Annotated in this window: 20 protein-coding genes and 1 other RNA gene; 16 read left to right on the top strand and 5 right to left on the bottom strand. The window is 45.5% G+C overall.

The genetic code is table 11. The features are described from left to right. Positions 1 to 46 precede the first annotated feature (46 nt). On the top strand, positions 47 to 286 hold the full coding sequence (locus ACY652_RS16135; RefSeq protein ID WP_462265411.1) for a hypothetical protein: 240 nt from the start codon (positions 47 to 49) through the stop codon (positions 284 to 286). Positions 287 to 362: 76 nt separating this feature from the next. Further along, positions 363 to 1,529, top strand: coding sequence for a baeRF7 domain-containing protein (locus ACY652_RS16130; RefSeq protein ID WP_462265410.1), 1,167 nt, complete (start codon positions 363 to 365; stop codon positions 1,527 to 1,529). Between the two features lie 131 nt (positions 1,530 to 1,660). Here ACY652_RS16130 and ACY652_RS16125 read toward each other — a convergent pair whose 3' ends face one another. Both ACY652_RS16125 and lysA read right to left on the bottom strand, forming a co-directional pair. Continuing rightward, the gene (locus tag ACY652_RS16125) at positions 1,661 to 3,001 is read right to left on the bottom strand and encodes a GH1 family beta-glucosidase (protein ID WP_462265409.1); all 1,341 of its coding nucleotides are present in this window, start codon (positions 2,999 to 3,001) and stop codon (positions 1,661 to 1,663) included. A 222-nt stretch (positions 3,002 to 3,223) separates the two neighbouring features. Next, positions 3,224 to 4,408, bottom strand: coding sequence for a diaminopimelate decarboxylase (lysA, locus tag ACY652_RS16120; protein ID WP_462265408.1), 1,185 nt, complete (start codon positions 4,406 to 4,408; stop codon positions 3,224 to 3,226). Positions 4,409 to 4,680: 272 nt separating this feature from the next. Here lysA and ACY652_RS16115 point away from each other — a divergent pair, with 272 nt between their 5' ends. The 10 genes from ACY652_RS16115 (at position 4,681) to ACY652_RS16070 (ending at position 14,380) form a co-directional block, all read left to right on the top strand. After that, positions 4,681 to 6,093 (top strand): phosphohexomutase domain-containing protein, encoded by a 1,413-nt coding sequence (locus ACY652_RS16115; protein WP_462265407.1) that lies wholly within the window; start codon positions 4,681 to 4,683, stop codon positions 6,091 to 6,093. Positions 6,094 to 6,322: 229 nt separating this feature from the next. Next, positions 6,323 to 6,724 (top strand): hypothetical protein, encoded by a 402-nt coding sequence (locus tag ACY652_RS16110; protein WP_462265406.1) that lies wholly within the window; start codon positions 6,323 to 6,325, stop codon positions 6,722 to 6,724. After that, positions 6,725 to 7,381 carry an SCO family protein gene (locus ACY652_RS16105; protein WP_462265405.1) on the top strand — a complete coding sequence of 219 codons (657 nt, stop codon included), beginning with the start codon at positions 6,725 to 6,727 and terminating at the stop codon, positions 7,379 to 7,381. After that, positions 7,378 to 7,794: a c-type cytochrome gene (locus ACY652_RS16100; RefSeq protein WP_462265404.1), complete on the top strand. Its 417-nt coding sequence runs from the start codon at positions 7,378 to 7,380 to the stop codon at positions 7,792 to 7,794. Before ACY652_RS16105 ends, ACY652_RS16100 begins: the two co-directional genes overlap by 4 nt. A gap of 35 nt (positions 7,795 to 7,829) precedes the next feature. Beyond that, an RNA gene (gene rnpB, locus ACY652_RS16095) (RNase P RNA component class A) lies at positions 7,830 to 8,222 on the top strand. Between the two features lie 249 nt (positions 8,223 to 8,471). After that, the gene (locus tag ACY652_RS16090) at positions 8,472 to 9,854 is read left to right on the top strand and encodes a sigma-54-dependent transcriptional regulator (protein ID WP_462265403.1); all 1,383 of its coding nucleotides are present in this window, start codon (positions 8,472 to 8,474) and stop codon (positions 9,852 to 9,854) included. Between the two features lie 212 nt (positions 9,855 to 10,066). Continuing rightward, positions 10,067 to 11,353: a DNA polymerase Y family protein gene (locus ACY652_RS16085; protein WP_462265402.1), complete on the top strand. Its 1,287-nt coding sequence runs from the start codon at positions 10,067 to 10,069 to the stop codon at positions 11,351 to 11,353. Between the two features lie 50 nt (positions 11,354 to 11,403). After that, a complete protein-coding gene (locus tag ACY652_RS16080) occupies positions 11,404 to 11,958 on the top strand; it encodes a hypothetical protein (RefSeq protein WP_462265401.1) in 555 nt (184 codons plus the stop codon). Positions 11,959 to 11,975: 17 nt separating this feature from the next. After that, positions 11,976 to 12,731, top strand: coding sequence for a CPBP family glutamic-type intramembrane protease (locus ACY652_RS16075; protein WP_462265400.1), 756 nt, complete (start codon positions 11,976 to 11,978; stop codon positions 12,729 to 12,731). Positions 12,732 to 12,796: 65 nt separating this feature from the next. Beyond that, positions 12,797 to 14,380 (top strand): hypothetical protein, encoded by a 1,584-nt coding sequence (locus ACY652_RS16070; RefSeq protein ID WP_462265399.1) that lies wholly within the window; start codon positions 12,797 to 12,799, stop codon positions 14,378 to 14,380. A 1-nt stretch (position 14,381) separates the two neighbouring features. Here the strand turns inward: ACY652_RS16070 and ACY652_RS16065 are convergent, their stop codons facing one another. After that, entirely contained in the window at positions 14,382 to 15,266 is an 885-nt protein-coding gene (locus tag ACY652_RS16065; protein ID WP_462265398.1) for a fructosamine kinase family protein, read from the bottom strand. 68 nt (positions 15,267 to 15,334) lie between these two features. On the opposite strand from ACY652_RS16065, the gene lepA reads away from it, so the two are divergent. Both lepA and ACY652_RS16055 read left to right on the top strand, forming a co-directional pair. Further along, positions 15,335 to 17,122, top strand: a complete 1,788-nt coding sequence (gene lepA / locus ACY652_RS16060; protein ID WP_462265397.1) for a translation elongation factor 4 — start codon at positions 15,335 to 15,337, stop codon at positions 17,120 to 17,122. Positions 17,123 to 17,214: 92 nt separating this feature from the next. Further along, complete coding sequence (locus tag ACY652_RS16055) at positions 17,215 to 18,096, top strand: bifunctional 5,10-methylenetetrahydrofolate dehydrogenase/5,10-methenyltetrahydrofolate cyclohydrolase (protein WP_462265396.1); 882 nt, start codon at positions 17,215 to 17,217, stop codon at positions 18,094 to 18,096. A gap of 80 nt (positions 18,097 to 18,176) precedes the next feature. On the opposite strand, the gene ACY652_RS16050 is transcribed toward ACY652_RS16055, so the two are convergent. Further along, positions 18,177 to 18,515 (bottom strand): Rieske (2Fe-2S) protein, encoded by a 339-nt coding sequence (locus ACY652_RS16050; RefSeq protein WP_462265395.1) that lies wholly within the window; start codon positions 18,513 to 18,515, stop codon positions 18,177 to 18,179. A 7-nt stretch (positions 18,516 to 18,522) separates the two neighbouring features. Further along, complete coding sequence (locus ACY652_RS16045) at positions 18,523 to 19,293, bottom strand: hypothetical protein (RefSeq protein ID WP_462265394.1); 771 nt, start codon at positions 19,291 to 19,293, stop codon at positions 18,523 to 18,525. A gap of 101 nt (positions 19,294 to 19,394) precedes the next feature. On the opposite strand from ACY652_RS16045, the gene ACY652_RS16040 reads away from it, so the two are divergent. Then, positions 19,395 to 20,018, top strand: a complete 624-nt coding sequence (locus ACY652_RS16040; protein WP_462265393.1) for a 7-carboxy-7-deazaguanine synthase QueE — start codon at positions 19,395 to 19,397, stop codon at positions 20,016 to 20,018. A 43-nt stretch (positions 20,019 to 20,061) separates the two neighbouring features. Beyond that, positions 20,062 to 21,963: an OmpA family protein gene (locus ACY652_RS16035; RefSeq protein WP_462265392.1), complete on the top strand. Its 1,902-nt coding sequence runs from the start codon at positions 20,062 to 20,064 to the stop codon at positions 21,961 to 21,963. Positions 21,964 to 22,004 lie beyond the last annotated feature (41 nt).

Here is a 22,004-nt window from a genome sequence, read left to right as displayed (position 1 = left end):
TTGAGGAAATAATTTTCAACACTGTACTTTATAATATACTATAACTATGGGAAAGAACATTGCAGGCTCAACACATGAGCACAAAGGCCAGCCATCGGGCAATCAAAAAGAATCAAGCGGTATAAAGGATGCGTTTGCCGGTACCACGCCGGAACGTGATGAGCAACTGGCCAGCGAATATACCAACGATGGCGGCGACGGCGATGAGACCGCCGAAAACGTGCACTTACTGCACCATAACCGCAACCCGGATAAGGGCGATACCATGAAAGATACCCGAAAGTAATTCATTTTTATGTTCCGGCAGGTCGCTCTCTGCGTTGCAGCCTGCCGGTTTCAATCCGCATCTAATATTTATACTAATGGAAATCATTTCAAAAGAAGACTTTGCCGAATTGGTACAAGTAAAAAAAGACTTGTGCATCTCTGTTTATATCCCCACCCATCGTGCCGGACAGGAAGTAAATGAAAAACAGGATCGTATTGTGTTTAAAACCACTTTACAGAATCTGACAAGCCAGTTAAAACAACAAAATTATGATGAGGCTAAAATAGACCGGGTGCTGAGTCCGGCCTTTGCCCTGGTAAATGACGATGCCTTTTGGAATACCCAACTGGAAGGTTTGGCTGTTTATCTGGCAGAAGACTTTAACCGTGTGCTGCAACTGCCGTTTACAGTACAGCAAACTGAATATATCAATAATACATTCTATTTAAGCCCGGTAATACCGGCCATTACTGCCAATAAAAGTTTTTATGTGCTGATGCTAAGCAAGCATGACGCTAAATTATTTAAGGGCAACAGGTATGGTATTGAGAAGGTAACCGTTGCCGGGTTACCCAACGGCATGGGTGATGTGGTACACTTCGAAGAAAAAGGCGACCGCATGCTGCACCGTAAAGGCGGCACCGGCGCAGGCGGCCCGGCAGGCGAAGCTTCCGGCTATCATGGCCAGGGCGAAGGCAACCCGGATGATAAAGAGAACTTGGCGCTGTACTTTCATGAAGTGGACAAGACCATCTTTGCAGAAGTATTACATGATAAGCACGAGCCGCTGATTATTGCTGCAGTTGATTACTTAGTACCTATCTATAAACAGGCTTCCAAGTACAATAACATCTATAGCGAATCCCTCAGCGGTAATTTTGAGCATGAAAATTCGGCAACGTTATTTACCAAAGCGCTGGAAAAGTTAGCGCCTTACTTTCAGGAAGACACCAAAAAAGCCCTGAAAAATTATTACAATCAGCTGGCTACGGCTCAAAGTTCATCCATGCCCGAAACCGTGATACCGGCCAGTTATTACGCCCGTATATCCGACCTGTTCATCGCCGAAGGGCAGCACATCTGGGGCACATTTGATGAGCAGAACAATAAACTCACTATGCACGCTGAAAAGCAGGATGGTGACGAGGACTTAATTGACCGTGCGGCTGTTAACACCCACCTGAACGGTGGCAGCGTAAACATCCTGGATGCTGAGCACATGCCGCGCGAAAGTGTGGTAGCGGCGTACATGAGGTATTAATAACGCCTTAAACAATCCATCATGTCATTTCGACCGTAGGGAGAAATCTTCTTTAGGCAGCCTATCAACAGAAGAAGATTTCTCCCCACGGTCGAAATGACAAGTTTTTTGAAATTTTTTCAAAGAACTACCTACTTCAAAAACTCCTGGTACCAATACCCCGAATCTTTTATCGTTCGCTTTAAGGTTTCAAAGTTGACATGGATGAGGCCGAAACGCGGGTGATAGCCTTCGGCCCATTCAAAATTATCGGTCAACGTCCACACAAAGTAGCCATTAACCCGGCATCCCTCCTGCCTTGCCTTCAATACCTGGGTTATATTGTCCTGTAAATATTTCGTCCGCTCAACATCGTTTACCCTTTCATTTGCAAGCACATCTTTAAACGCGGCGCCATTTTCGGTGATATAGATCTGTTTGATCTGCGAATAGGCATTAAACTTTTTGAGTACTTCATACATCGCATGCGGATATACCTCCCAGCCCATTTCGGTTGTAGGCACTTTCCGGTCTTTAGCTTTAACCAGCGATGCACTGATGTAAGGCGTAAAGAAAGAATATTTGACCAGCTCGCGGGTATAATTTTGCAGCCCGATAAAATCGAAATCAAAAGCCATAAGGTGCTCATCGCCGGGTTGGATATAATCAGTTAATTTTTTTAGTACCGGCAAATCTTTAACGGGATAGCCTAAATCCAATGTCGGCTCAATAAATAAACGGTTAATCAAAGCATCAGCTCTTATAGCCGCCTGCTTGTCGCTCAATCTATCCCGGTAAGGTTCAATGTGTGAGCAGGAAAACGTAGTACCGATGTCAGCATCAGGCAGTATTTCCCGCAGCTTTCTGGCGCCTGCGGCAATGCTCAAAACAGCATGGTGTACCGCCGGTAAAAAATTACGCAAGCCGCGCCGGCCCGGCGCATGAATCCCTAAAAAGTAACCTGCTCCTGTAAACACGGCAGGTTCGTTCATTACCATCCAGTGCTTTACACGGTCGCCATAAGCTTTCGCGCAAATAGCGGTATAATCACTAAACCAGTTAATGATGTTGCGGTTCGTCCACCCGCCTTGTGCTTCTAAAGCTTGTGGTAAATCCCAATGATATAGCGTAACCCAGGGAGTAACGCCCTGTTCAATACAATAATTGATAACATTATTATAAAAATCAATTCCGGCCTGGTTAACTTCTCCGGCACCACGAGGCATTATGCGTGTCCAGCTCAGCGAGAACCGGAAATTGGGGATGCCCATCTCCTTAAGCAGATCAATATCCTGCTTGTAACGATGGTAAAAATCGCAGGCGGTATCGGCATTCTGGTTGCCTTTTACTTTACCTTTTTTATGGGTAAAGGTATCCCAGATGGATTCGCCTTTACCGTCGGCATTCCAGGCACCTTCAGTTTGAAAAGCGGCGGTAGAAACGCCCCAATGAAACTGGCCGCCAAATAAATTGCGGTTTAAACTATCACTCATTAAAAAGGGTTACTGTTAATTCACCCAAAATGAACAATTAATATCAACTAAAGAAAATTTGCTTCCCGATTTAGTGCAAAAAGCAAGATTTTATTGTGTGCATGAACAACTGTTCTCTCAGGCGCCATATCCATTCGGTAACTCTTGTTATAAGTTTCATAACGATGCTGGTATATTGATACCAAGATCATTATATCGCTTAAACTCAAAATAGCCTTTATGTTATCCTTTTATTAATTCTGCTTCCGGCAGCGAATATACGCTTTGCACACGGTCGCGCAGGTTATAGGAAGAAGCCATTACCTCACCATAAGCACCCGCCGAATAAATGGCCAGCAAATCTCCGCGGTGCGATTCAGGCAATTGTACATTTTCCTGAAAACAATCAGTGCTTTCGCAAATCGGGCCTACCACATCGTAATTCACTATTTTTTGCTCAGCTTGCTGCGGTTTGCTGATGTTCTCTATCTTGTGATAGGCCTGGTACAGCATGGGCCGTATCAGTTCGGTCATGCCGGCATCAAGCACCAGAAAGTTCTTATTGATGCCATTCTTTACGTACAGTACCCGGGAAACCAAAGTAGCCGACTGCGCAACCAGGGCCCGGCCTAATTCAAAATGAACCTCCTGCCCCTGCTTTACAATCAAATGCTCATTGAAAATTTTGAAGTAATGCTCAAAATCGGCAACCGGGTTTTCATGCGGAGCATTATAATCCACCCCCAAACCGCCGCCCACATTCAATACCTTTACCGGAAGATTGCGCTGCTCAAACCAGTCGCTCAGTTCATTGACTTTTGCACACAAATCCTTAAATACATCCAATTCGGTAATCTGCGAACCGATGTGAAAATGAATACCGATAAATTGCAGATTCGGGCAATTATCCAGCGTAAATACCACATCATCAAGCTGCCAGATATTGATGCCGAATTTATTTTCATCCAACCCGGTGGTAATAAAACGGTGCGTATGGGCATCTACGTTGGGGTTAATACGGATGGCTACCTTTGCCGCTTTATTCTTGGCTGCGGCAAGGTCATTAATCACCAGCAGCTCCTGAACCGACTCCACATTAAAGCAGAAAATATCCGCATCCAAAGCGGCGTTTATTTCCCTGTCGCTTTTGCCAACCCCAGCAAATACCACTTCATGCGCCGGAAAGCCGTTGGCAATGGCCGCCTTCACTTCGTTGCCGCTCACGCAATCGGCTCCAAAACCGGCAACTTGTATTTCCTTTAAAACAGCAGAATTAAAGTTGGCCTTTAAGGCATAATGCACTTTGAAATTATAACGGCCTGCCGCCTGCTTGCAAATATTCAGCGTTTGGCGCAGCAGGTTGAGGTCGTAATAATAGAATGGTGTATCGGTATTATTGAACTGTTGTAACGTTTGAGGATTAAACATGAGGTGCATTTATACAATCAGAGAAATTAATTCAAAAATCAGCCGTTTACGTTCGCCTCTTTAATGGTAAAACATTAGTGCTGATGCGCTGTTTTCTTCACGCATCGGGCAACTGTTTATGCCGCCAATTAAGCGTTGTAATTTTAAAAGTTAAGCCTTTATGAAGCCGGTGCTATTTATCAACACCCTGATTGCTTTTGTAAGATAACTTGTTAACTTCGAACCAATTTTAAGGCCCTAAAAATAAGATTTTAAACCTACGATAATCTACCATGACTAAAATTAAATTTGGCACAGACGGCTGGAGAGCCATTATAGCAGACGACTTTACTGTTGAAAATGTGAAACGCGTAGCTGAGGGAACCGCTCTTTGGCTGAAAGAAGACTTCGAAAACCCTTCTGCCGTAGTAGGCGCCGACCCGCGTTTTGGCGGTCCGCTCTTTGCCGATATTACTACTCAGGTATTAGCATCACACGGCATTAAGGTATACCGCGCCGAAAATACGTTTGTTTCTACCCCTATGATTTCTTTAGGAACTGTACGTAAAGAGGCTTCTGCCGGTATCATTATTACCGCCAGCCACAACCCTCCTGCCTACAATGGTTATAAGATCAAGGCCAGCTACGGTGGTCCGGCTACGCCTGATACCATTGAAAAAGTAGAGTCCTTGATTCCGGATATTTTTAGCGGCCAGTTAAAGCCGGTAGCTGATTATCAGAAAGACGGCTTAGTGGAGCTTATCAACCTGGAGGATATGTATGTAGAAGACATTGAAGCCAAATTTGATCTGGATGCCATTCGCAACTGCGGCATGGGCTGGGCTTATGATGCTATGTATGGTGCCGGCCAAAATGTAATGCAGCGGTTGTTCCCCGGCATAACCTTTATGCATTGCGATCATAATCCCGGTTTTGAAGGCCAGGCCCCCGAGCCTATACAGCGTAACCTGCAACCGTTCGAAGAGTTGATCAAAGCCTCGGAAGGTGAGATTGCTTCGGGCCTGGTTACCGATGGCGATGCCGACCGTATTGGCTTGTATGACCAGGACGGTAACTTTGTGGATTCGCACCACATTCTGCTGCTGCTTATTCATTACATGTCTAAAGTTAAAGGCGAGCAAGGTGAAGTGTATTCTACCTTTAGCTGCACCAGCAAAATACAGAAGCTATGCGATGCGTACGGCCTGAAAAATACGGTAACCAAAATTGGCTTTAAATATATTTGCGACCTGATTGTAAACTCTGGTAAACCCTTTTTGGTGGGCGGCGAAGAGTCTGGCGGTATTGCGATAAAGGGCCACATCCCTGAACGCGACGGCATCTGGATTGGCTTGGTGATCTGGGAATTTATGGCTAAAACCGGCCGCAGCCTTACTGATCTGGTGCAGGAAATTTACAGCGTGGTGGGTTCGTTCGCCGTTGAGCGTTATGACCTGCATGTAACCGAAGAAAAGAAACAGCAGATCATCGCTTCCTGCAAAGCCGGTGATTACAAGGGCTTTGGTGATTTTAATATCAAAAGAACGGAAGACCTGGACGGCTTTAAATTCTTTTTCGATAATGATGAGTGGGTCATGATCCGCCCTTCAGGTACTGAGCCGGTACTGCGTGTTTATGCAGAGGCGGCCAACTCGGCAGAATCATTTAAAATATTGGATGCCACTAAGGCTGATCTGTTAAAGTAACAGGCTTGCGTAAATATCTGTAAACAGCCTGCCTTTGTGCGGGCTGTTTGTGTTTTAGTTTGTCAGGCATATAAAAATATCAGCCATTTTGACCGCAGGGAGAAATCTTCTACTGCAGACCCGCCTGTTGAAGAAGATTTCTCCCTGCGGTCGAAATGACTTCCAATAATATTGTGCCATTTAATCAATATCACAGCGGTGTGTCGTATCTTTGGAGCGTTCAACTATTATGAAAAACTTTCTGATAACTGCCGCTTGCGGCGCTTTACTGCTTAGTTCATGTACAGACCCAAAAGCGCAACAAAAGGCGCTGACAGATGAGATTCTAAAAACGCATGACAAGGTGATGGACGATGCTGGAAAAGCGCAGTACGCCAAAATGAAACTGGACACCCTGCTGCAGCGCAAACCGGAACTGAAAACTGATGGCACCCCTATCACCACCGAGCTTACAGTTGCTGACAGCACGATGGAGGAATGGATGCAGAAGTTTGACCCGGAGTTTAAAGGTAAATCTACCGAAGAAGTAATCACCTATTTGTCTGCTCAAAAAAAGCAGCTTTCCGAAATAGACAGCAGGCTGCAGGCCGCAAATGGTAAGGCTGCGCAATTCATCAATCAGCACCGGTAAATGAAAAAAGTACTCTTTTGCGCTTTGACTGCTTTGGCTTTGCAGGCCTGCAATTTAAAGCAAACGCATCAGCAAAAACTACCCATATTAGGCAACCGTAACCCGGTTACCAAAACTGTAAATGGTAAAACCGTTACTGATACCGCTTATCAAACCATACCGGCATTTAGATACGTTAACCAGTATGGCGACAGCATCACCAACAAATCATTAGATGGTGACATTTATGTGGCCGATTTCTTTTTTACCAGCTGCCCTTCTATTTGCCCTACCATGCATCGCAATATGCTTAAGGTATACAACACCTTTAAAGATGATGGCGATTTTAAGATCATTTCCTATAGCATAGACCCTAAGCATGACAGCGTTGCCGTATTAAAGAAGTATGCAGATGGCTTAGGCATCACCGGTAAAACCTGGTGGCTGCTACAGGGGAAAAAAGATGCCACCTATCAATTGGCGCAAAGCTACCTGGCACGTGCAGGCGAAGATAAAAATGCCGCAGGCGGATATGTACATGACGGTTATTTTGTGTTGATTGATAAACAGAAACACATTCGGGGCGCTTATGACGGCACCGTTGCCGAGCAGGTAGACCACCTGATTGCTGATATCAAACTGCTGAAGCAGGAGCCGGAACAAACCATTGCCCAATGAAACTGAGGCTGCCGGTTTTACTATTATTGTTTAGCCTTGCCCTAATCTGTTCCTGTCAAAATGAGCAGGAGCTGGAATTTAAGCGCTACTTTGCCTCGGGCCGGGTAGTTTACCAGCAGCACTGCCAGAACTGCCATGGCAGCAGCGGCGAGGGTTTGGGCAAACTCATTCCGCCGCTTACAGATACCGCATATATCAAAAAGGAAAAAAGCAATCTGGCCTGCTATATTAATTATGGCATGGAAATGCCAATTACGGTGCATGGCAAGGCTTATTATCAGAAAATGCCGGCTGCTAACCTCAGTCCTGTCGAAGTAGCTGAAGTGGTTACCTACATTGCCAGTTCATTCGGCAATAAACTGGGTACGCTTACTACTGCACAGGCCAATCAACAGTTGCGCGCCTGCAAATAAGCAAACCCGGTACGGTTAAGTATTTGTACCTTTGCCCTGCAAAATGTTCTATCGCTGCCTGTTTACAGGCGGAGGAAAGTCCGGGCAACACAGAGCATCCTGCTTCCTAACGGGAAGGCGCCACATCAGCGGGCGACAGCAAGTGCCACAGAAAACAAACCGCCTGCCTTAAAGCAGGTAAGGGTGAAAACGCGGGGTAAGAGCCCACGGCCTTTGCAGGCAACTGTAATTGCGGTAAACCTCAGGAGTTGAAAAACCAAATAGGTTCTGAAAGCGGAGCGGCTCGTTTCCTGATAGCGGCCTTCGGGCAGCTATTGTCAGAACGGGTAGGTTGTTAAAGGCTGTTAGCAATAGCAGTATCCAGATGAATGATAGAAACTGCCGGCCTGCCGGCAGCACAGAACCCGGCTTATAGTTTTGCAGCTGATGATTGCCCTTTCTGCTTTTGCAGGAAGGGCTTTTTGTTGGATGGGATGATATTGGGATGAAAGACAAAGGACAAAAGATAGCAAATAGCTTAGCTAAGTAAAAGCACCAATTTTTACTAAATATCTAAATCTTTTTCATCCTTTATCTTTCATCCCAACATCCTTCATCTTCCGAAATTTGGTGTTGCATTTTCTATACAATTACCTATATTAGCAGCGTTTCCAACCACTACCTATTGAATACCAACAATGGCTAAAATTTTAATTATAGATGATGAGCGGGCTATCCGCAGCACCCTGCGCGAAATTCTGGAATACGAAGATTATCAGGTAGAAGACGTTGATAATGGTATTGATGGCTTATCGCTCATCAGCAAAAACGATTACGACCTGGTGCTGTGCGATATCAAGATGAACAGGATGGACGGCATGGAAGTGCTGACCGAAGGTTTAGCCCTGAAGCCTGACCTGCCCTTCATCATGATCTCTGGTCATGGTACGGTTGAAACCGCTGTTGAGGCCAGCAAGAAAGGCGCTTTTGATTTTATTTCGAAACCGCCGGATTTGAACCGCCTGCTGATTACCGTTCGTAACGCGCTCGACCGTGGTTCGCTGGTGGTAGAAACTAAAACGCTGAAACGCAAGGTTTCTAAAGTGCGCCCGATTTTGGGTAATTCGCAGGGCATTAATAAAATAAAGGAAACCATTGAACGTGTTGGGCCTACCGAAGCCCGTGTACTGGTTACCGGCGCCAACGGTAGTGGTAAAGAACTGGTAGCCCGCTGGCTGCACGAAAAATCAAACCGGGCCAATGCGCCACTTATTGAGGTAAACTGCGCCGCTATCCCATCAGAACTTATTGAAAGTGAGCTTTTTGGTCATGAAAAGGGATCTTTTACTTCAGCCGTAAAACAACGCATTGGCAAATTTGAATCGGCCAATGGCGGCACTTTGTTTCTGGATGAGATTGGCGATATGAGCCACTCTGCCCAGGCCAAAGTATTGCGTGCCTTACAAGAGAGCCGCATTACACGCGTGGGCGGTGAGAAGGAGATTGAGGTAGATGTACGTGTAGTAGCGGCAACCAATAAAGATTTGCTGAAAGAAATTGAGGACGGCAATTTCCGTATGGACTTGTACCACCGCCTCAGCGTAATTCTGATTCACGTACCACCGCTATCTGACCGGCGCGACGATATCCCGCTGCTCACTCAGAGCTTTTTAGATGAGATTTGCAACGAATATGGCATGCCTACCAAGCGTATTAGTGATGCTGCACTGGAAGCCTTAAAAGCCCTGCCCTGGACGGGTAATATACGCGAACTGCGTAACATGATTGAGCGCCTTATTATTTTAAGTGATAAGGTAATTACCGACAGCGATGTAAAAGCATTTGCCAATCCATCGGCGCCGGTAACCCTTGCCGCCGCAGGTGCCGCCGCCGCTCCGCAAACTGATTATGACCAGTTTAAGAACTTCCAGGAGTATAAGGATTACGCAGAGCGCGAATACATTAAGTTCAAGCTGGAAAAAAATAACTGGAACGTATCAAAAACCGCTGATGATATTGATATTCAGCGCAGTCACTTGTACAGCAAGATTGAAAAGTTCGGGTTGAAGAGAGGCGAATAAGATTACTTTACAAAATAGCTGGAAGGCAATATACAAGGGATACTTTTATCTCTTATGTATTGCCTTTTTTGCTTATGTATTGCTTCATAACATCATCGCATCCCAATGAAAATCAGCTTTAAACATCATATTATTTAAAGTGTATACTTAAAACTTATTAACATTCGGTCATACTCAATTGTATTTGCTAATAATATTAGCATTTTTGAGGTATGAACCAAAATTCATTGCAACCTAAAACAGAGGCAAGGGTGCTGTTTATTGATATGAACAGCTTTTTTGCCCGCTGCGAGCAGCAGGTAAATTACTGGCTGCGTAACCGTCCGGTAGGCGTTTGTGTTTATACCGGCAAGTTTGGTTGTGTCATTTCCTTATCTACCGAAGCTAAAGAACGCGGCCTGAAAGCAGGCATGCGCCTTAACGAAGCCATTAAAATGTGTCCTGATCTGGTACCTATTGAGAGCAACCCTACCCGCTACCGGGAGTTCCACACCAAGATCATTCACATCCTGCAGCAATATTGCAAAGATGTGGTGCCCAAAAGCATTGATGAGGCCATTATCAACCTGAATGGCTATGAGCACATTTACCAAAGCCCTGTAGAACTGGCTCAAAAAATAAAACAGGATATTCTTACCCAGGTGGGCGACTGGCTGACCTGCTCTGTAGGCATTGCCCCCAATGCTTTTCTGGCCAAGTTAGGATCCAACTTAGGCAAAAAGAATGGCGGGTTACAATTGATCACCCCGCAGAATATTGATGAAATTTTGCACCCGTTGAAGTTGGGTGACCTGCCCGGAATTGGCCGCAACATGGCATACCGCTTAGAACGGGCCGGCATCCTTACCCCTTTGCAAATGCGCTACACCCCTCCCCATCGCCTGAAAGCTGTATTTAAAAGCATCGAAGGCATTTACTGGCATTACCGCCTTAACTTTGTTGAAACCAATATTGCCACACATGATTATAAGGGTATGCAGGCCATGCGGCAAATTTCGGGTGAGAAGCGACAGAGCATGCAGTACATCGAGCAATTGTTCATGACCCTGTGCCTTACGCTGGAAAAACGCATGGTAAAGCACAAATTTTATTGCAAGGCCGTAGGCTTTACCGCCAATTACGAAAATGGCAGCCGCTGGGATGATGCCTTTACTATTACCACACCCGTGCAGGATGCCATCAGCCTGATGCGCATGATCCGGATACGGATAGAAAAATTTGAAGAAACCACCGGCAGCGCCCCGGTATTTAACCAACAGGTAACCGGCTTGCGGGTAGCCGTTACCAATTTTGTAGATAACGGTGACATGCTGTTCAATCTATTCGAGAACCTGGAGCAGCAACAAACCGCCTTAAAAACCATGCATGCCATTAAAGACCGTTTTGGCGCTGATAAACTGATGCGCGCCGTAGAAATGACGGACGGTAAGGTAGTAAAGGATGTAATCGGTTTTGGCTCTGTAAAAGATTTGAGTGATTTAGATTATGGTGCTGGTTGATTTAAAACTATTTATTTAAATTGTGCCTTTAAATCATTTTGCTTATCACAATGGAAAATTCATCTGTAGCAGCGGTTAACCGTCCGCTAAACTGCACTTATTGCAACACCGCCGTTGCACAACCCGACAACTTTTGCATTACCTGCGGCTATCCTATCAACGGTACTGAAGAAGACCAGCGTTTCTTTGTTTCCGAACGCAATGCGCTGGCTATTGATTTGGAAGATCATCACAAAAAGGTAAACCAGGCCGGAAAGTCTTTATACTGGCTGGCAGGTGCAACCTTGGTTTGGGGCTTTATTCAATACGGAATAACGGCTTCGAAGGGTATTGACAATGGCGAACTGGATAAGCCTTTATTGTTGGTCAACATTATTTTAGCGGCGTTGTATCTTGGTTTGGGCTTGTGGAGCCGGAAAAAGCCGGTAGCTGCGCTGGTATCAGGCTTTTCTTTATATCTTATTGTGCAAATTTTAGGCACAATCGGCGATCCTGCCTATCTGTTTAAAGGTATTATCATCAAAATCCTTTTCGTAGGCTATTTTATAAAAGGCATTAAATCGGCTATGGAAGCTGAACGGCTTAAAAAACAATATTACATTTAATTTGCTGCCTGTAACTGATGGATGCCGGTTCTGAAAGCGCAGGTTATGCATGCGGCCAATGCAATACGCCCCTGCATCCGGCAAGTACTTTTTGCAACCATTGCGGTGCGCTGCAAACATCAGGCGATGAATTGCCTACGCAGGATAAATGGAATTTGCTACAGCAAGCAGGTTTGTTCTACTTGTTAAACCTGGCGGTTTGCCTTGGCTATAAGTATATTCACTATGTGCAAAATCTGATCGGATTATCTGTATTTTATATAATCAGTGCTGCAATCACCCTTATCTTTTTTGGCCTCAACTTCAGAGAAAACAAACAACTGCTCGGTTGGCCCGGCTTTCAACTGAAATGGTTGCTGATTTTCTCTTTAATTGCAATTATCGCTTCATTCGGCGTTTCCTTTTCGGTAGACTGGATCAACCATATCATATTCCCGAAGACGATATTTTATGATATCGTTTTTGCCAATCATAAACACAGGGTGGCTTTGAGTATATTATTTATAGCTGTGCTACCTGCAGTGTTTGAGGAACTGGCTTTCAGGGGCTACCTGCTGCAAACGGTATTAAAGGTAATGGATGGCCCGCAGGCTATTTTTATCACTTCGTTTTTGTTCGCGCTGTTACACATCAGCTTTATATCGCTGTTCTGGCTCATCCCTTTTGCGCTGTTACTGGGCTATATCAGGGTAAAAACCAATACCATCTATTATGGCATGGCCATACACTTTTTCTTTAATTTAACAGCTTGTATCATCGGCTTTCATACTTAGCTCAACCGTTTGGTAATCGCAATGGTTAGCTTTGTTTAAAATAAAGCCGTTTGCAGATTCTTATTATGCTCAAAAAAAACCTTGTCCGTTTTGCTACTACCGGCCTTTTTATAAGTGTGCTTATCAACGGTACAAGCTGTCACAGTCAGCCCGGTGTTCCTAAGCATCCGGCTACCGTTCCGCTCAATAACATGTTTGGTGTTAACGCCTATGAGTGGAATTTTTTGCAGGATGCCGCTCACCCGGCGGATGCCGACAAAATTATTGAGCCAAAGATGGCTTTAATCAAAACGTTCACGGGTGTGCGCCATTACCTCGACTGGATGCACCTGGAGCCGGAAAAAGACCATTACACGTTCAACCCCTCACGCAATGGCAGCTGGAATTACGATGTGATGTATGAACGCTGCAAAAAGGATGGCATTCTGGTACTGGCCTGTATTAAAACTTGTCCGCAGTGGCTGATAGATACCTACCCTGCCAATGAGCGCGACAATGAGAACGTACCTGCACCTTATGGTGCCGATCGCTCATTGCCAGCTTCTTACCTGCAACAAGCTGAAGTAGCGTTTCAGTTTGCCGCCCGTTATGGCGCCAACAAAAATGTAAACCCTGCACTGGTAAAGATTGATACCACCCGGCGCTGGAAAGGCGATTCGGTAAACGAAAAGAAGATTGGATTGAACACCGTTCATTATATAGAATGTGATAATGAGCGCGACAAATGGTGGAAGGGCAATAAAGCGCATCAAACCGCCGAAGAATACGCCGCCAACCTTTCCGCTTTTTACGATGGCGACCAGGGCCGCCTGGGTAAAAACGCAGGCGTGAAAAATGCCGACCCTACCATGCAGGTGGTAATGGCCGGTTTATCAGACCCTGATGTCAAGTATATAAAAGCAATGGTAGAATGGTGCAAACAGCACCGGGGCTATAAACCCAACGGGCAGATTGACTTGTGCTTCGATGTCATCAATTACCATTTTTATTCGGCTGATGACAATATTGCCAAACGCGAACTCGGCACCACAGGGATCTCGCCGGAGGCATCACAGGCCGGAAAGCTGGCCGATCTGTTTGTTTCTTATGCCAATAGTTTGCCTAATAAGCCGCCGGTTTGGATAACCGAGGCCGGTTACGACATCAACCCAAAAAGTATACAGCGGGTAACCGCCACGGCGCAAAAATCGGCGCTATTGGTACAGGCCGACTGGATTTCACGCACCGCATTTCTCTACGCACGGCACGGCATCAACCGGTTGTTTTACTACCAGTTGTTTGATGATACCCCAAACAGCGGTGCCCGCTTTGCTACCTCTGGATTGGTAGAGGAGCAAAAACGCCGCCCAGCTGCCGATTATATATTGCAATTGCGTAACCTGATGGGAAACTACAAATACCAGAAGACCATCAGCTACACACCAATGATTGATGTGTACCAGAAAGGTAGCAAAACGATGTATGTTCTGATTAATACAAAGGATAATCAGGAACTGAGGTATGCATTTAATGCCGGGGTAGCCAAATCTGCTGCGGTTTATCATTTAAAAGCCGGAAGCGCTGTTGCCGAAAAAAATGTGGTAAAGCCTAAGCAAGGGTTGATACAGTTAAATCTTACCGGTACGCCGGTATTAATTGAGAAGCTATAGCTTAAAAATACGTCTGCAATGCCACCTTTACCTGATTTAAGTAGGTTTTGCCAAACACATTAAGGTGAAACAGCAGCGGGTACAAGTTCCATAAACTTAACCGCTGCTGCCAGCCGCCGGCTAAAGGTAAAGCTTCGTTATAAGCTTCATGAAATTCCTTGTTAAAGCCACCAAATAAAGTTGTCATGGCGATATCGAACTCCCGGTGGCCATAGCTTACTGCCGGGTCAATCAAATACGGCTGCCCTGTTGAGTTGATCAGATAGTTTCCACTCCACAAATCACCATGCAGAAGCGCAGGCGGCTCTTCTTCAAAAAGCTGTGGGAGGCGGGCATACAGGTCTTCAAAATCGGCACCGTCATTGGCAGTCAACAACCCCTTGCTTAATGCCATATTAACCATAGGCAGTAATCGTTCCTGCACAAAAAAATCGCACCAGCGCCCATGCCGCCGGTTAGATTGCGGTAGTGAGCCCATATAGTTGTCTGCATTTAATCCAAATAACGGATTACTATTCCGGTGCAGTTGCGCCAGCTGCTGCCCCAATAACGCAGAAGCTGCGGCCGTAGTCGGCCCGGTTTCAATCCACTCCAATAGCAGGAAAGACTGATCGTCAAAATCACCATAAAATTTCACTTGCGGTGTGGCAATGGTATGCGTTTGCTGTATGGCGCCCAACCCTGCCGCTTCGAGCGCAAACAGGCTGGGAAAAGCCACCCGGTTGTTAATTTTAATCATGTACTTACCGGCAGACGTATGCAAACAGTAGGTTTCATTGATACTGCCACCGCTAACGGGCGTTGCCTTATGCAGGTACACTTCCCGGTTTTCGTGAGCAGTTAACGCCGTTTGTAAGTATGCGGATAGTGCCTGGCTAAGTCCCATTCTTCAAAGTAGCTTATTCAAAACCCAATACCAAATTATCCGCTTAAAACGCTATTTTTGCCGTATAAATGAAGCACATTCGTAATTTTTGCATTATAGCGCATATCGATCATGGTAAGAGTACCCTTGCCGACCGGTTACTGGAATATACCAATACCATAACCCAGCGCGAAGCGCAGGCCCAGTTGCTTGACGATATGGACCTGGAACGTGAGCGCGGCATTACCATAAAGAGCCATGCCATCCAGATGAACTATAAGTTGGACGGGCAGGAATATGTACTTAATCTAATCGATACCCCGGGCCACGTTGATTTTTCTTACGAAGTGTCGCGTTCCATTGCAGCCTGTGAAGGCGCGTTGCTGATTGTAGATGCTTCACAGGGTATACAGGCGCAAACCATATCTAACCTGTACCTGGCGTTGGAGAATGATTTGGAAATCATCCCGGTGCTGAACAAGATGGATTTGCCCGGCGCTATGCCCGAGGAGGTAAAAGACCAGATTGTAGATCTGATTGGCTGCAAACGCGAAGATATTTTAGCAGCATCCGGCAAAACCGGCATGGGTGTACTGGATATTTTAAAAGCGATTATAGATCGGGTACCTGCCCCGGTTGGCGATCCGGACGCGCCGTTGCAGGCATTAATTTTTGATTCTGTATTCAACTCTTTCCGCGGTATTATTGCCTATTACAAAGTGGTAAACGGCGAAATCAGGAAGAATACCAAAGTAAAGTTTATGGCTACCGGCAAGGAGTACTTTGCTGACGAAGTAGGCACACTGAAACTGAACCAAGTACCTAAAGATGTAATTAAAACCGGCGATGTAGGCTACATTATCTCCGGTATTAAGGAAGCCAAAGAAGTAAAGGTAGGCGATACCATTACATTAATTGAACGCCCTGCAGCTGCTGGTATTCAAGGGTTTGAAGAAGTAAAGCCGATGGTGTTTGCGGGCATTTACCCGGTAGATACTGAGGATTATGAAGAACTGCGTGACTCGATGGGCAAGCTGCAGCTGAATGATGCCTCCCTGGTGTTTGAACCGGAATCATCAGCAGCTTTAGGCTTTGGTTTCCGTTGCGGTTTCCTGGGAATGCTCCACATGGAAATCATCCAGGAGCGGCTGGAACGCGAGTTTGATATGACGGTGATTACCACCGTACCCAACGTGTCTTACCTGGCCTATACCACCAAAGGCGAGGAATTGCTGGTGAACAACCCGTCCGACCTGCCAGATCCCAGCAAACTGGAATATGTGGAAGAACCTTACATTAAGGCCAACATCATTTCCAAATCAGAATTTGTGGGCCCTATTATGTCGCTCTGTATTCAAAAACGCGGTACTATAATAAACCAGTCGTATCTTACTTCGGACCGTGTGGAGCTGATTTTCGAAATGCCGATGGGCGAAATTGTATTTGATTTTTACGACCGGCTGAAAACCATATCTAAAGGTTACGCCTCTTTCGATTATACGCAGATTGGCTACCGGCAGTCGGATTTGGTGCGTTTAGATATCCGCCTGAACGCTGAACCGGTTGATGCCTTGTCTTCATTGATTCACCGCAGCAATTCTTATGACTTCGGCAAGAAGATTTGCGAAAAGTTGAAAGAACTGATACCCCGCCAGCAGTTTGAAATCATCATTCAGGCTTCCATCGGCGCAAAAATCATTGCCCGCGAAACGGTAAAGGCATTACGTAAGGACGTTACTGCCAAGTGCTATGGTGGTGATATTTCGCGTAAGCGTAAACTGCTGGAGAAGCAGAAAAAAGGTAAAAAGCGTATGCGCCAGGTAGGTAATGTGGAAATCCCACAATCGGCCTTTATGGCAGTTTTGAAACTGGATTAAGTAATTTAGAATTGAGATGTTAGATATGAGTATGGAGACAGTTTATAATATTAGTCTCAGGTCTATCATCTCAAATCTCACATCTCATTAACATGCAACTACTCGACGGAAAATACGTTTCTGAAAAACTGAAAGGCGAAATTGCCGAAGAAGCAGCCGCAATATTGGAAAGAACCGGCCGCAAGCCTCATTTGGTGGCCGTATTGGTTGGCCATGATGGCGGCAGTGAAACGTACGTAGCCAGCAAAATGCGCAACTGCGAGAAGGTAGGCTTTAAATCTACCTTGGTGCGTTATGAGGAGGATGTTACCGAAGAAGCGCTGCTGGCCAAAGTGGCTGAATTAAATGCTGATGCTGATATTGACGGGATTATTGTACAGCTGCCCCTGCCCAAGCACATTGACCCTGAAAAAGTTACCGAGCGTATAGACCATCGCAAGGATGTAGACGGCTTCCACCCTATTAACCTGGGCCGTATGCAGCGCGGACTGCCTTCGTTTATTCCGGCTACACCGTATGGTATTACGCTTATGCTGCAAGAGTATGGTGTGGAAACGTCGGGCAAACATTGTGTGGTTGTTGGTCGCAGCAACATTGTAGGCTCGCCCATGAGCATTCTAATGGCACGCAATGCGCAGCCCGGCAACTGTACTGTAACTATCTGCCACAGCCGCACGCCGGATATTAAGAAGTTTACACTTGATGCCGATATCCTGATCGTCGCCATTGGCAAAAAGAATTTTATTACTGCTGATATGGTGAAGGAAGGTGTAGTGATTATTGATGTAGGCATGAACCGTGAAACCAGCACCGCCACTAAATCAGGCTACAAGCTACATGGCGATGTGGATTTTGAAAATGTAGCCCCTAAGTCCTCCTGGATTACCCCTGTACCGGGCGGTGTAGGCTTAATGACAATTATTGGCTTGTTAAAAAACACACTGGCATCTGCCAATAAAGAAGTATACCCTTAAAGATTTACTCTTTCCTTGACAAGGAAGAGGTCAACTTAATAATGAGTAACCTCTACAATTAACAGTTCACCTTGCTGACGTTATTTGAATAGCCGCTTCAATTTATCAGTAAATCCTTTTACTTCAACAAAAATCTTCCCACTTTCTGTTTTTACTGCATAAATGTTGATGTAATCGCCCTGTCCAGAGCTGCCTTTTCCGGTTTGCAGGTCGTAGCTGTAACGGTGCAGTGGGCATACCAGCTTTCCCTGTTCGCACCAGCCGCCACTCAGGTCACCGCCGGCATGTGGGCAGCGTAACTGCGTGGCAAAATATATGTTTCCTGCACGCACCAGGCACAAGGATTTACCTTCGGCTTTAACATTTAACACTTGCCGGTCTGCTATACTTGCAGTGGCCGCCACCTCGTACCAGGGCATAATAATGTTACTCGAAATCTATCTTTAAATTCATTACAGCGGGGTTGCGCATCATTTCATCCATGGTGGTTTCTAAGATTACCTGCTTACGGTTAGCCGAAACAATGGCTTTGGTGTTATTTATCTTCCTAACCGGCTTTGCAAAGTTGAGCACCACTTTATAAGGCATTTCAATCAGCATGGCTTTCGCCATAGCGAAGGTAGTTTGCGTTTTCTTTAAGAACCTCTGAAATTTTTCCATATCAACAATACGGTAAAATTTATGCGGCGTAATCTGGTACAGGTAATAATCTTGCCCTGTAATCAATTGCTGCAGGCTGAACTTGCCGTTTTCGCTGCCGCCCTTAACATTTTTAGCCAGCTGGCTGCTGCTGGCAATACGCGAGATATGCTGCAAATAATATTCAAGCGCCGCTGTATTGGCAGTTTCGTGCACAATGCTAGCTTTCATGATATTTTGCTTTAAATTCATCTGAATAGCCAGATTGCTGCCTTTAGCCAGGTTACGCTCGTCGGCCGTCATATGCTGCTGTATGCTGTCGGGCAAGGCATTGTAAAAGTTCAGGGTGGTGTCTTTTGCCATAGCAAACTGCGGGGTGGCTGCTACCGAGTCCGACATGAGGTTCATCAGTACCGATACGGCCTTGCTCATATCAAAATCATACACTACTTTACAAGAGCCGTCGGCCTTAAAATCATAATGCTCTACCACATCTACGCAGGAGGTGCTCAGCATCATTAAACACAAAACAGTGAGTAATAAGTAAACTTTTCGCATATGCTTGTATGGAATTTATGTAATAATACAAAATATTGAGCAAAGCAAGAAGTTGCTGAAAAATTTGCCCCCTGCCAATTGTGTATATTTGCAGCTCATTTATGGCACATATTATCCCCGAAGACGGCACTTTGCTGCCGTTGATGGAAGAATTTTATACAATACAGGGCGAAGGTTACAACACCGGCAAAGCCGCCTACTTTATACGCCTGGCCGGCTGCGATGTAGGTTGCCACTGGTGTGATGTAAAGGAAAGCTGGGATGCAGAACTTTACCCGCTTACCGCAGCTGACGTTATCATTCAGCACGCTGCACAGCACCCGGCTAAAGCAGTGGTAATCACTGGCGGCGAGCCGCTGATGTATAATCTCGAATACCTGACGCTACAGTTGCAGCAGCAGCAGATACGCACCTTTATTGAAACTTCAGGCGCGTATCCGCTTACAGGTTATTGGGATTGGATCTGCCTGTCGCCAAAAAAATTTAAAGCGCCCCTGCCAGAAGTGGCACTGAATGCACATGAATTGAAAGTAATTGTATTTAATAAATCTGATTTTTTATGGGCCGAACAACATGCCCAAATGGTAAGTCCGCAATGCAAACTGTACCTGCAGCCCGAATGGTCGAAGGTAAACGAGATTACACCGCTGATTGTTGATTACGTGATGAATAACCCTAAATGGGAGGTTTCCTTACAAACGCATAAGTACATGAATATTCCTTAAAGTTTGTACCTTTAAAGTACCATTATCAACCTTACACTTACACATGAAGGTAACCGTACTTTACCTGTTGTTACTGTTCAACGCCTGCTTTGCTGTAGCCCAGCAAAGGCAATACAGTACCACCAACAGCAATGCTATAAAATATTATGCCCGTGCGGGTGAGAGCCTGGATAGCCGCCAGTACAGTGAAGCGCTGAACCTGCTGAAGCAAGCTATTGAAGCCGATCCGAATTTTGTGGAGGCACATGCACAGTTGGGCGACTTGTACCGGCTACAACAGCAGTATGGCCAGGCCCGTAGCGAATATGTAAAGGTAACTGAACTGAAACCCGATTTCAGCAGAAGCATTTACTTAAAACTGGGGGAAATAGAAATATCTTCAGGGCAATACACCTCAGCCAAACAGCACCTGGAAAAGTATATTACCTATCCCAACATCACCGCTAAGGATAATTACTACGCCCGTAAACTACTGGCCGACTGTGATTTCAGCCTTAATGCTTTACAGCATCCGGTAGCTTTTAAACCTGTTAATCTTGGCGCGGAAATTAATACCGCTAATGACGAGTATCTGCCTGTTGCCACGGCCGACGAAGGCACCCTGATATTTACCAGGAAAATCGACAACAACGAAGACTTTTATAAAAGCCTCAAGCAAAACAGCAGATGGTCTACCGCCTCCAATTTAAGCCGGGTGATCAATACGCCTGATTATAATGAGGGCGCCCAGTCAATTTCGCAGGATGGTAAATACTTATTTTTTACTGGTTGTAATCGCCCGGATGGCCTGGGCAGGTGTGATATTTATGTGTCGAAGCGCAGTGGTGAAGACTGGAGCAAACCTTTTAATCTCACCTCTCCTATAAATTCTCCGGGCTGGGAATCACAGCCATCTATCAGTGCTGACGGGCGAACACTCTATTTTGTTAGCAACCGCAAGGGCGGTTATGGCGGATACGATATCTGGAAATCAACCGTTACCGGGCGTGGCTGGAGTGAGCCTGAAAACCTGGGGCCTAATATTAATACCGCTTTAGACGAGCAATCGCCGTTTATTCATCCCGATGACAGTACTTTCTACTTTTGCTCCAACGGCTGGCCCGGTTTGGGGGGTAAAGATTTGTTTGTAAGCCGCCTGGGTAAAGATGGCAAATGGCAAAAACCGGAGAATTTAGGTTACCCGATTAATTCTGGCGGTGATGAAAACGGCTTAACCTTAACGGCCAATGGTAATTATGCTTTTTTTGCCTCCAATGCCTTAGGCGGCTACGGTGGTTATGATATCTATACCTTTGAATTGCCTGCTGCGCTCCGCCCCCGTTCAGTTACTTATGTTAAAGGCACCGTAACCGATGCCCAAACACAGCGCCCGATAGAAGCCATTGTAGAAATCATTGATTTAGGCACCAATCAGCCGGTATTCAAAGATTTAAGCTCAGCTTCGCAAGGTGATTTTTTAGCCACGCTCACAAGCGGTAAAAATTATGCCCTTAATATTTCAAAAAGCGGGTATCTGTTTTATTCTGATAATTTTTCGCTTAAGGGGCATGATGCCACCAAATCTTACAACGTATCAGTAAATATGAACCCGATTGAAATAGGCGGAAAGGTGATTTTGAAAAACATTTTTTTTGACACCAACAGCTTTGCATTGAAAGAAGAATCAAAAACAGAGCTAAAGCTGATAGCCGATTTTCTGGCAATGAATCCGCAGGTAAGAATTGAAATATCCGGCCATACGGACAATGTGGGCACTGATGTCAGCAACCAAAAGTTATCTGAGAACCGCGCTAAATCTGTTTATGAGTACCTTAATGTACATGGGGTGAATGCTGCCAAGCTGGTTTACAAGGGCTATGGTAAAGCGCAGCCGGTGGTACCCAATACCAATGCCGATAACCGGGCTAAAAACCGCCGTACCGAGTTTAAAGTGATTTCTAAATAAAAAAACGGAAAGGGCTGATAATTAATTTATCAGTCCTTTCC

It is taken from the genome of Mucilaginibacter sp., assembly GCF_965200995.1.
GTDB lineage: Bacteria > Bacteroidota > Bacteroidia > Sphingobacteriales > Sphingobacteriaceae > Mucilaginibacter.
The sequence above is the reverse complement of the archived record's forward strand: the minus strand, read 5'-3'. Positions and strand labels throughout refer to the sequence as shown.